This is a genomic window from Leucobacter soli (assembly GCF_042659205.1).
In the GTDB taxonomy this organism is placed as follows: Bacteria; Actinomycetota; Actinomycetes; order Actinomycetales; family Microbacteriaceae; genus Leucobacter; species Leucobacter soli.
Window position 1 is genome coordinate 1 of record NZ_JBHSRW010000071.1, and the last position, 10866, is coordinate 10866.

General features: G+C 70.6%; 11 protein-coding genes and 1 tRNA gene. 4 read left to right on the forward strand and 8 right to left on the reverse strand.

The window, feature by feature from the left end; translation table 11 throughout:
- The 5 genes from ACFPZL_RS06395 to ACFPZL_RS06415 form a co-directional block, all read right to left on the reverse strand.
- Nucleotides 1–893 (reverse strand): efflux RND transporter periplasmic adaptor subunit (locus ACFPZL_RS06395; RefSeq protein WP_382334911.1); only part of this gene is annotated, 893 nt, incomplete at its 3' end.
- Nucleotides 886–1737, reverse strand: a complete 852-nt coding sequence (locus ACFPZL_RS06400; protein WP_218114830.1) for a hypothetical protein — start codon at nucleotides 1735–1737, stop codon at nucleotides 886–888. The genes ACFPZL_RS06400 and ACFPZL_RS06395, both read right to left, overlap by 8 nt.
- A gap of 46 nt (nucleotides 1738–1783) precedes the next feature.
- On the reverse strand, nucleotides 1784–3016 hold the full coding sequence (locus tag ACFPZL_RS06405) for an ABC transporter permease (protein ID WP_218114831.1): 1233 nt from the start codon (nucleotides 3014–3016) through the stop codon (nucleotides 1784–1786).
- Nucleotides 3013–3729 carry an ABC transporter ATP-binding protein gene (locus ACFPZL_RS06410; protein WP_218114870.1) on the reverse strand — a complete coding sequence of 239 codons (717 nt, stop codon included), beginning with the start codon at nucleotides 3727–3729 and terminating at the stop codon, nucleotides 3013–3015. Before ACFPZL_RS06410 ends, ACFPZL_RS06405 begins: the two co-directional genes overlap by 4 nt.
- Nucleotides 3730–3767: 38 nt before the next feature.
- A complete protein-coding gene (locus tag ACFPZL_RS06415) occupies nucleotides 3768–5033 on the reverse strand; it encodes an efflux RND transporter periplasmic adaptor subunit (protein WP_218114832.1) in 1266 nt (421 codons plus the stop codon).
- A gap of 120 nt (nucleotides 5034–5153) precedes the next feature.
- On the opposite strand from ACFPZL_RS06415, the gene ACFPZL_RS06420 reads away from it, so the two are divergent.
- On the forward strand, nucleotides 5154–5291 hold the full coding sequence (locus ACFPZL_RS06420) for a hypothetical protein (RefSeq protein WP_218114833.1): 138 nt from the start codon (nucleotides 5154–5156) through the stop codon (nucleotides 5289–5291).
- 72 nt (nucleotides 5292–5363) lie between these two features.
- Complete coding sequence (locus tag ACFPZL_RS06425) at nucleotides 5364–5804, forward strand: OsmC family peroxiredoxin (RefSeq protein WP_218114834.1); 441 nt, start codon at nucleotides 5364–5366, stop codon at nucleotides 5802–5804.
- A 45-nt stretch (nucleotides 5805–5849) separates the two neighbouring features.
- Here the strand turns inward: ACFPZL_RS06425 and mgtE are convergent, their stop codons facing one another.
- The 3 genes from mgtE to ACFPZL_RS06440 all read right to left on the reverse strand — a co-directional run bounded on the left by mgtE (nucleotide 5850) and on the right by ACFPZL_RS06440 (nucleotide 8536).
- Nucleotides 5850–7208 (reverse strand): magnesium transporter, encoded by a 1359-nt coding sequence (mgtE, locus tag ACFPZL_RS06430; protein ID WP_218114835.1) that lies wholly within the window; start codon nucleotides 7206–7208, stop codon nucleotides 5850–5852.
- A gap of 206 nt (nucleotides 7209–7414) precedes the next feature.
- Nucleotides 7415–7488, reverse strand: a tRNA-Arg gene (locus tag ACFPZL_RS06435).
- Between the two features lie 34 nt (nucleotides 7489–7522).
- Nucleotides 7523–8536: an aldo/keto reductase family protein gene (locus ACFPZL_RS06440; RefSeq protein WP_218114836.1), complete on the reverse strand. Its 1014-nt coding sequence runs from the start codon at nucleotides 8534–8536 to the stop codon at nucleotides 7523–7525.
- A 136-nt stretch (nucleotides 8537–8672) separates the two neighbouring features.
- Between ACFPZL_RS06440 and ACFPZL_RS06445 the strand changes: the two genes are divergently transcribed.
- A complete protein-coding gene (locus ACFPZL_RS06445) occupies nucleotides 8673–9554 on the forward strand; it encodes a PPK2 family polyphosphate kinase (protein WP_218114837.1) in 882 nt (293 codons plus the stop codon).
- A 193-nt stretch (nucleotides 9555–9747) separates the two neighbouring features.
- A partial coding sequence (locus ACFPZL_RS06450; protein ID WP_382334913.1) for an MFS transporter occupies nucleotides 9748–10866 on the forward strand: 1119 nt, incomplete at its 3' end.

Consider the following 10866-nt stretch of genomic DNA (forward strand, 5'->3'; position numbering starts at 1 on the left):
CCCTCGCCGATCGAGACCTGGGCCGCCTGCACGGTCGTGATCTCGGCCTGGCAGGCCGCGAGCGCGGCCTGCGCCTCCTCGAGCGTCATCCCGGCGGCCGTGCCCGGGTCCGTCCCGGGATCCTCCGCCGCTCCCCCGGATCCGTCTCCGCCGCTCGAATCATCATCGCCTGCGGCCAGCGCCGCGTGCAGGAAGACCCGGCAGGTCTCGGACGCGGTCGCGATGAGTCCGTCCGTGGTGTCGATCTCGCCCTGCACCCTCGTGTACTCGGTGAGCATCGCCTCCTGCGCATCAGTGACCTTCGTCCTGGCCTCGGTCACGGCAGGGTCGACCGTCGCTGCCGTGTTCTGCACTGCCGACTTCCGCACCGCCGCGTTCGACGCGACCGCGTTGGAGATCACGGTGTTCGACGTCGTCATGTTCGACACCGCTGTGCTTGACACCGCTGTACTCGACGACACCGTCGCAGAGGTATCGGTGGTGCCCGTCGCCTGCGCCTCCTGGTGTTCTGCGAGCGTCTGCTCGGCGTCCGCGACCGCCTGCTCGGCATCCGCGATCGCCTCCTCGAGCTCGGACCGGTCGAGCACTGCCAGCGTGTCGCCGGCGGCGACGGTGTCTCCGACCGAGACGCGCACGCGTTCCACGGTGCCGCCGGTCTGGAACGCGAGGTCGCGGCGCGTGGCCGAAGCGACGGTCCCGTTGGCGTTCACGGTCTCCGTCACCGTGGCGGACTCCGCGGTGGCGGTCCGGAAGCTCGCGCCTGAGGAGAGTGCGGAGGCCAGGCTGGTGCCGACGACAATCAGTGCCCCGGCCGTCAGAATGCCGCCGGCGGCGAAGAGGGTCGTGCGCAGCTTCGGCACGATCCGACGCCCGGTGCCCTGCCCGTCACGCATCGTCGCCCCCGCGCCCCGGCATCCCGCGCCCGCCGAAGCCGGAGGTGCAGCCTTCGTCCCCGGCCTCCGAGAGCGCCAGCGACGACGCCGCGTACTGCTCCCCCGCATACTCGCCCATCGCGACGACGCAGACGCCCGCGGCGAGGGCCTCGCTCGTCGCGGCTTCCGTCCTCGTGAAGACGGTCGCGTCGTCGACCGAGACCTCCTGCTCGGCCGTCGTTCCGTCCATCGAGGCCGCCTCGATCGTGATCGTGGTGCCGGCGACCGCCGTCACCAGGCCGCTCGAGAGGCCGCCGAAGCCGCCGCCCGCCGCACCGTCGGGCCGCTCCGGCATATCCTCCGGCATGCCCCCGGGCATCTCCCCGCCCTCGGGGGGCGCCGCACCATCGGGCGCGCCCTCCTGCCCCGGGTTCGCCCCGCCGCGCATGCCGCCGAATCCCGGTGAGCACTCGCCGCCGACCGCATCGGTGATCATGACGGTCGTCAGCGCTTCGGATCCCTCACCACCGGAGACGTCGGAGACGCCGGTGATGCACACGCCGGTGGCCACGTCGGCGAGGGAGGCGGAGACCTGCTGCGTGATCGTCGTGTCGTCGTCGTAGGCGACGGCGGTCTGGGAGTCGGAGTCCTGCACCTGCAGCAGGCCGTCCTGCACCACGGCGATGCTGCCGCTCACCCCCCTCGGCCCCTGGTCGGCGCCCGTTCCGGGGCCGGCTTCCTGCTGCTGCGCGGCGTCGTCCGCCGGTGCGGCTCCGCTCGCGGTCGAGGAGCAGCCGAGCAGCAGGAGCGAGGCTGCACCGAGCAGTCCGAGAGCTGCGCAGGTCTTGGTACGGTCGAGTCTCATGGTGGGTCCTTGTCTCTGATTGGTCGAGTTCAGTGCGGATCCGGGGCTACTCGGCCCGGAGCGCGTCGATCGGAGCGAGTCTGGCCGCGCGTGTCGCCGGGTAGACGCCGAAGACGACGCCGATGCCGACGGCCACGACGAGCGAGAGGACGACGGCGACGGGCGAGACGACGATCGAGCTGCCGATCACGCCCGGGAGCGCGAGCGCCGCTCCGATCCCGAGCACCGCGCCGACCAGACCGCCGGTGAGTCCGAGGATCGCGGCTTCGGTGAGGAACTGGCGGCGGATCGCCCACCCCGGGGCGCCGAGGGCCTTGCGCAGCCCGATCTCGCGCGTCCGCTCGGTCACCGAGACCAGCATGATGTTCATGACGCCGATGCCGCCGACGAGCAGCGACAGCGCGGCGATTCCGGTGAGCAGCACGGTCAGGGTCTGGTAGACGCTGGTGGCGGTCGAGACCAGAGCGTCCTGGCTGTCGATCGAGAAGTCGGCGCTGTCGGCGTCCGTGATTCCGTGCAGGTTCAGCAGCAGCTGGTTCGCCTGCTGGTATGCCGCGGAGAGCCGGTCGGTCGACGCCGCCTGCAGGTAGATCGTCGAAACGCTCTGGCTGGTCGTGCCGCCGATCAGCTGGTTCGCGGCTGTCGAGAGCGGGACGATGGCGATGTCGTCGAGGTTGCTCGAGGAGTCGGATCCTGCGCTCTCGAGCACGCCGATCACCTCGAACGTCTTGCCGTCGATGGCGACCGCGGATCCGACGGCGCGCGGTGTGCCGAAGAGTTCCTCGGCGGTCTCCGATCCGAGCACCACGACCGCGGCGCCGGCCGCATCCTGCTCCTCGGTGATGAACTCGCCCGAGGCGACTTCCCGGGAACGGACGTCGATCCAGCTCGCCGTCGTGCCGGTGACGGTGGTGGTCCAGTTCGTGTCGTTGGCCTCGAGCGACAGGGACGTGGATTTCTCCGCCGCGACCGCGACGACATCGGGCGCCGCGATCCCGCTCTCGAGCGCCTCGGCATCCGCACGCGTCAGCGTGGTACCCGTGCCGAAGCCGCCGCGGGCCCCGTCGCTGCCGGTGCTCGATCCCGGGGAGACGATCAGCAGGTTGCTGCCGAGCGAGCTGATCTGCTCGCTCACGTCCTTCTGCGTGCCGAGGCCGAGGCCGACCGTGAGGATCACCGCCGCGATCCCGATCAGGATCCCGAGGACGGTGAGCAGCGAGCGCATCGTGTGCGCGCGCACCGCGGCCCAGCTCGAATGAAGTGTCTCGCTCCAGTTCATCGGCGGGTCGCCTCGTCTCGGTCGATCACGCCGTCGCGCACCCAGACGATCCGCTCGGCGCGCGCTCCGACCTCCTGCTCGTGGGTGATGAGAACGATGGTGCGTCCGGCCGCGTGGAGCTCGTCGAACAGTGCGAGCACCTCCTCCGTCGACGTGGTGTCGAGGTTGCCCGTGGGCTCATCCGCCAGGAGCATGGTCGGCTCGGTGACGAGTGCGCGAGCGACGGCCACGCGCTGCTGCTGGCCGCCGGAGAGCTCTCCCGGCCGGTTGTCCAGGCGATCCCCGAGCCCGACCTTCGTCAGCGCCACGGCGGCGCGTTCGCGACGCTCGGCGAGCGGGACGCGGCCGTACATGAGCGGGAGCGCGACGTTCTGCCACGCGGTCAGCTCGGGCAGCAGGTGGAACTGCTGGAAGACGAAGCCGATCTTCTGGTTGCGGATCACGGCGAGCTCGTCGTCCCGGAGCTCCTCGACATCGACGCCGTCGAGGCGGTAGCTCCCGCTCGTGAGCGTGTCGAGGCAGCCGAGCGCGTTCATCAGCGTGGACTTGCCGGAGCCCGAGGGGCCCATGATGGCCGCGTACTCTCCCGCCTGGATGCCGAAGTCGATGCCGCGCAACGCTTCGAACTCGATGTCGCCGGAGCGGTAGGTCTTGCGCGCGCCGGTCAGCTCGATGACCGGATCGCCGGTTCGCCGCGCCGCGCCCGTCGCCATCGATGCCTCGGATGCCTCGTGCAGTATCACCGCGCCGCTCACTGCGGACCGCCGCTCGGGAAGCCGCCTCGGCCTCCGGAGTCCGGGATCTGCCCGCCGCCCGCTGCGCCGGCGCCGTTCCCGCCACCGCCCGTATTCCCCTCGCCGGGCGTGAACACGGTCACCAGCACCTGGTCACCCTCGGCGAGACCGTCGGTGATCTCGGTCAGCGTGCCGGAGACCTCGCCCACGGTCACGGGCTGCTCGGCCTCGCCGCCGCCCGCATCGATCAGGGTGACGGTCGTCGTGCCGTCCTCGGAGGTCGTGATGGCCGCGCTCGGAACGGTCAGCACATCGGTGCGGCGCTCGTAGACGATGGTCGCCGTCACCGAGGTGCCGTCGAAGAGCCTCTCGGTCTCGCCCGTGATCTCGATCTCGACCGGGAACGCCGCGGTGCCCGACGTGGTGGAGGGGAGCTTGCCGACCTCGCTCACCACCCCGAACAGCGGCGTGCCGTCCGCGGTCTCGAGCTCCACCTGGTCGCCGGTCTCGATCAGCCCGATCTCGGTTTCGCCGACGCTCACCGATACGCTCCAGGCGTCGGTGCCGACGATCGTGAACGGGGACGACGAGGTGCCGGATGACGAGGTGCCGGACGAGGAAGAACTCGTGGTGGACCCCGTCGCACCAGGAGTGCCGGAACCCGAGCCCGACCCCGATCCTGAGCCCGATCCTGCGCTGCTCGAGGACCCGTTCGATCCGGTGACGACGTCCCCGACCGCCAGGTCGGACGCAGTGATGAGGCCGGCAACGGGTGCGCGCAGCACGACTCCGTCGACGGCTTCCTCGGCGTCGGCGACGCTCTGCTCCGCAACGGCAACCGCCGATTCGCGGGCGGAGATCCTTGCGTCGGAGGCCGTGGTGCCGTCAGCGGAGTCCTGCTCGCCGGCCAGGTCCGCCTCGGCCTCGGCGAGGTCGGCGCGCGCCTGCAGCAGGTTCGCCCGCACCTGCAGGGAGTCGACCTTTGCGAGCTTCTGCCCTTCCTTCACGGTGTCGCCGGCTTCGACGTAGACCTTCGTGACGGTACCGGAAGCGACGAACCCCGCTTCCTCCTGCACCGTCGGGGTGAGCGCGCCGGTCGCTTCGACGGTCTTCTCCATCGTCTCGAGGCCGGCCGTGACGGTCCGAGTGGTCGGTGCCGCCTCGGCGCTCTGACGCGTGGTCGACCAGACGATCGCGCTCGTGCCGCCGCCGATGAGCAGCACCGCGACGACCCCGAGGATCACCCAGGTGCGACGCGTCAGCCGGCCCAGGCGCTTCCTCATCGGGCAGGCCGCTTCTGCGAGCGCGCGATCGAGCTCGCCGTATGCGGCGTGCTCGTCGGTCGGGTATGCAGGGCGGTCCGCGGAAGGGTCCGCGGGAGGGGCGACGTGCTGGATCTGGCCATGACATCCACCCTCCTCGTCCGAGGCGCAGCGCAACAGCTCCCGAGGGTGTATTTCCGCCTACTCCCCTGGGAGTACGAGCGGACGATGGAGGAGCGCGGCGCGGCCGCGCTGTACGGGAGCGGCACCGGAGAGTAGAGTATTTTTCACAGCCAATACTGTAAAAAATAGGGTCGCCGGGCCGGCGATCATTCGCTCGAAGGAGGAGACATGAGCATCGCGACGCGCGCGGCGACGACCGTCTGGGACGGGGATCTCGAATCGGGGAACGGCACGTTCGCGGACACCAGCAGCGGGGTCCTCGACGGGCAACGGGTCACGTGGGGCTCGCGCACCGTGGCGCCGGCCGGCAAGTCCAGCCCGGAGGAGCTGCTCGCAGCGGCCCACTCATCGTGCTTCTCGATGGCGCTCGCGCTGACGCTCGGTCAGCATCAGTCGCCTCCCGAACGCCTCGAGGTCGGCGCCGAGGTCGCGCTCGACGAGGTGGACGGCGTGCCGACCATCGCGACCTCGAAGATCACCGTGCGAGGCACCGTGCCCGGGCTCGACGCCGCAGCCTTCGCGGGCATCGTCGACGAGGCGGCCGGCCTCTGCCCGGTGTCCCGGCTGTTCGCCGGCGCCGAGATCACGGTGGACGCGCAGCTCGTGTGAGCCTTCGCGGCGGCGGGGCTCGACCGGAACGGCGCGCCGACAGGTTCAGATCTGCAGGATCGCCTTGGCGATCAGGAAGTAGATCACGAGCCCGGACGCATCGACGAAGGTGGTGATGAACGGATTGGAGAACACGGCCGGGTCGACGCGCAGCACCCGGGCGATCATCGGCATGATCCCGCCGATCGTCGCCGCCATCGAGCACACGGCGAGCAGCGTGAGCCCGATCACCGAGCCGATCCGCGGATCGTAGACCACGGCGGTGATCCCTCCGCCGAGCAGCCCGAGGAGCGAGCCCAGAGCGATGCCGACGCCGAGCTCTCTGGCCAGCACCCGGCCGAGATCGCGCGGCCTCACGTCGCCGAGCGCGAGCGCGCGGGTCACCGTCGTCGCGGCCTGGTTACCGGTGTTGCCGCCGGTTCCGATGAGGAGCGGCACGAAGAGCGCCAGCACCGTCACCTGCTCCAGGGTTGCCTCGAATACGGACAGCACCTGCACGGTGAGCGTCGCCCCCACCGCGAGCACCAGCAGCCAGACGATGCGCGAGGCGACCAGCGAGCGCACGGGAGTCGCGAAATAGGGCCGACGCAGCGGCTCGACGCCGCCCTGGCGCGCCGCATCCTCGGTCTCTTCGAGCTCGAGGATCTTGACGGCGTCGTCGATGGTGAGCATGCCGACGAGCCGCGCCTCCTTGTCGACGACCGGGACGGCGAGCAGCCGCATCCCGGTGCAGACGCGAGCGGCCTCCTCCGCGTCCCGGTACGCGGTGACGACCTGCGCGGGTCGCATGACGTCCGTCACGATCGCATCCGGGTCGGCGCGGAGAAGATCGCGCAGGCTCACGACGCCCACGACGACGCGGCCGCCGTCCAGGACCGGCAGGGTGTACACGGTCTCCGCCTCGTCGAGCCGATCCTGCACGCGGCGCAGCGCCTCGGCGACGCGGGATGCCGCACGGATCGAGACGTATTCCGGCGTCATGCGCCGCCCCACCGAGTCCTTGGGGTAGCCCAGTACTCCGGCGGTGAGCTGTCGTTCCTTCTCGGACAGCCCCTGCAGCAGCCTCGGCGCGATGGCCGCGGGAAGCTCGTCGAGCAGCCAGACCCGGTCGTCCGGGTCGAGATCGATGAAGATCGCTGCGACCTCCGAGTCCTGCAGCCCGCGGATGAGGTCGCTCTGGATCCCCGGCGAGAGCCTCTCGAACAGGTCGATCGCGCGCTCCTTCGGGAGGAGCCGATAGACGACCGCCCGCTGCGTCAGCGGGAGCCGTTCGAACAGGGCGGTCATCTGCTCCGCGGTCGCGGGTGCGACCGCCTCGACCACCGCCGCGAGGTCTCCGTCGTCGATCCGATCCTGGATCGCGTGGAGCAGTTCGTCGAGATCCGCGAACGGGATGCTGTTCATCTGATCGACCCTCGCTCTCACCTGCCTTTTCGGGCTCGCTTGCACGACCGACCCCACACTATAGCCCGGGTCGGAGGGGTGCCGCCCACGATGCTCATGGCCGGCGGTGCTCATGACCGGCGCTGCTCGCGCCCGCCGGCTCCAGCGGGAGAGGCTCGAACCCTCCGCCGAAGAAGAGAGGCCGGGTTCGAGCTCCGCCGCTCCGGTGCCCCCAGCAGGACTCGAACCTGCGACATCGGGATTAGAAGGCCCGCGCTCTATCCAGCTGAGCTATGGAGGCGACACACCGAGCGTACACTGCGCGGTGCGGTCGGTTACGCCAGGCGACGCGCGGGCGACACCGTGTAGGTGTCCTCGGGATCCGAGTAGACCACCTCGCCGAGCGCGGCGTCGATCGCGGCGAGCGTTCCCGCGTCGAGCGTGACACCCGATGCCTTGACGGTGTCGGCGAGCTGCTCCGGCCGCGAGGCGCCGACCAGCGCGGCGGCGATGTTCGGGTTCTGCAGCACCCAGGCGATCGCCAGCTGCGGCAGGGTCAGGCCGACCTCCGCTGCGATCGGCGCGAGCCGCTGCACGGCCTCCAGCACCTCGTCGCGCAGGAACTTCTCGATGAAGTGCGCACCGCTTTTCTCATCGGTCGCCCGCGAGCCGGCGGGCACCGGTCGCCCCGGCAGGTACTTGCCGGAGAGCACGCCCTGCGCCATCGGCGACCACACGATCTGCGAGATCCCGAGCTCCTCGGAGGTCGGGACGACCTTCCCCTCGATCACCCGCCACAGCATCGAGTACTGCGGCTGATTCGAGATGAGCTGGAAGCCGAGCTGCTGCGCCAGGGCATGCCCCTCGCGCAGTTGCTCCGCGGTCCACTCCGAGACTCCGATGTAGAGCGCCTTGCCCTGGCGGACGACATCGGCGAAGGCCTGCATCGTCTCCTCGAGCGGGGTCTCGTGATCGTAGCGGTGAGCCTGGTAGAGCTCGACATAGTCGGTGCCGAGTCGGCGCAGCGAACCGTTGATCGACTCGAAGATGTGCTTGCGGCTGAGCCCCGTATCGTTCGGTCCCTTCGGTCCGACCGGGAAGTACACCTTGGTGAAGATCTCGAGGCCCTCGCGCCGCTGCCCGGCGAGCGCGCGGCCCAGCACGGATTCCGCCGCGGTGTTCGCGTAGACGTCGGCCGTGTCGAACGTGGTGATCCCGGCATCGAGCGCCGCTTGGACGGTCGCGATCGCCGCATCGTCGGAGACCTGCGAGGCGTGGGTGACCCAGTTGCCGAGAGTGATCTCCGAGATCTTGAGACCGCTGTTTCCGAGATATCGATACTGCACCATGGCCCCAGCCTACGCCTCCCACACCCTGCCGCGCGGCGCCACCTGTGCCCCGGGCGGCAGCGCTACCGGGCCGTAGGATGAGGCCGAACGGGCACGAACGCACTCCCCGATCGCCCGGGCAGCGAAGGAGCACACCATGGCGAAACCGGCACCGGCCTTCTGGAACGCCGAACCGCAGGGCCTGCTCCGCGCCGGCCCCGGCTTCGAACTGCGGGACGTGGATCCCGACGCGACCCCCGGCGCGACTGCGGACAAGACTGCCGGCGCAGCCGAGCTCGCCCGGAGCGCGCAGGAGCTGCGCGAGCTGCAGGAGAAGCTCTTCGCGCAGAGCCGGCTCGGCGCGAAGGATCGCCTGCTCGTGGTGCTGCAGGCGATGGACGCGGCAGGCAAGGGCGGCGTCGTGAACCACGTCTTCGCGCTGCTCGAACCCTACGGACTCGCGCTCTCGGCGTTCAAGGCTCCGACGGCGGAGGAACGCGCGCATGACTTCCTCTGGCGGGTCGAGCCGCGCGTGCCCGGTCCCGGCCTGATCGGACTGTTCGACCGTTCCCACTACGAGGATGTGCTGATCCAGCGGGTACGGGGCCTCGCACCGCCCGAAGAGATCGAGCGGCGCTACGACGCGATCGCCGACTTCGAGCGGCGCATCGCCGACGACGGCGTCCGCATCGTCAAGATCGTGCTGCACGTCTCGCCCGAGGAGCAGGCGGAGCGCCTGCTCGATCGCCTGGCAGACCCGGACAAGCACTGGAAGTACAACCCGGGCGACGTGGACGAGCGGCTGCTGTGGCCCGAGTACATGAACGCCTTCCAGATCGCGATCGAGCGCACGAACGCACCGCACGCGCCCTGGTTCGTCGTGCCCGCGAATCGCAAGTGGTACGCCCGGGCGGCGGTGCAGCGGATCGTCATCTCGGAACTGCACCGCATCGGCCCGGAGTGGCCGGTCGCCGATTTCGATCCGGACGCCGAGCGGGCGCGGGTCGAGTCCTCGCTCGGACTGCGCTGGCCGGGCTGATCGCTACCGGCGGGCTCGGAGCGAAGGAACGACTGCCCGCGGTGATCGAGGCGGCCGGGTCACTGGCGGAGGGCGTCGTGCAGGCGGGCCTCTCGCACGACGAAGCGGCGCGCGTGCACGGGGCCGTCCGGCCGTGATCTCGGCGAGCCCTGTCGCCGAATGGCGTGCCGGATCGCACGGATAGACTCGACGGGTGCCCGCCGCTCCCGAAGCCCGCCCCGAGCGGGTGAAGCTTCCGTTCGAGGTCTGGGCACTCGTCGCCGGAGGCTTCGCCGTCGCGCTCGGCTACGGTGTGGTCGCCCCGGCGATCCCGCAGTTCGCGCTCGAGTTCGGCGTGAACGCCTTCGCCGCCTCGGCGATCGTCAGCGCCTTCGCACTCATGCGCATCGTCGGCGCTCCCGTCGGCGGCTGGGTGGTCGGCAGGCTCGGCGAGCGGCGCACCTACACGATCGGCATCCTCATCGTCGCGGCCTCCACGGGTGCGGCGGCCTTCGCACTGGACTACGCGCAGCTCATCGTGCTGCGCGGCCTCGGAGGCGTGGGATCGGCGATGTTCACGGTCTCGGCGACCGCACTGCTGGTGAAGGTCAGCCCGCCCGATGCACGCGGCCGGGTGGCCAGCCTGAACGCGGCCGGCTTCCTGCTCGGCAACCTGCTCGGCCCGGTCTTCGGCGGGCTCGTGGCGGCGTTCGGCCTCCGCGCACCGTTCATCTTCTACTTCTTCACCCTCGTCGTCGCGGCGATCATCGTCGCGGTCGCGCTGCGGAACTCCCCCTTCGCTGCGGTGAGGGCCGCGGGCGACGCCGACGACACCCTCTCGCTGGCAGCGGCGCTGCGGATCCCCCAGTACCGCTCGCTGCTGCTCTCGGTCTTCGCCTTCGGCTGGGTCGCCTTCGGCGTCCGCATCTCGGTGATCCCGATCTTCGTCGCGATCGCCTTCCAGGGGGATGCCGCGCAGGCGGCCTGGGTGCTCTCCGCGTACGCGGCCGGCAACGCGCTCCTGATCTTCCCCTCGGGCCGCTGGACCGACACGGTGGGCCGGCGCCCGCTGCTGATCACGGGCATGTCGATCCTGGCCGTGGCCTATTTCGCGTTCCCGGCCTCACCCGGCATGTGGGCTGCGATGGCCATCATGTTCGTCGCGGGCGCCGGGTCGGCCCTCGTGAACCCCGGCCAGCAGGCGGTGCTCGCCGATGTGCTCGCCCAGCGGCCGGGCGGCAACGTGGTCGCGGCGTATTCGATGGTGAGCGACCTCGGCGGGGTGCTCGGGCCGCTCGTCGCGGGCGCCGTGGTCGACCTCGCCGGCTTCGTC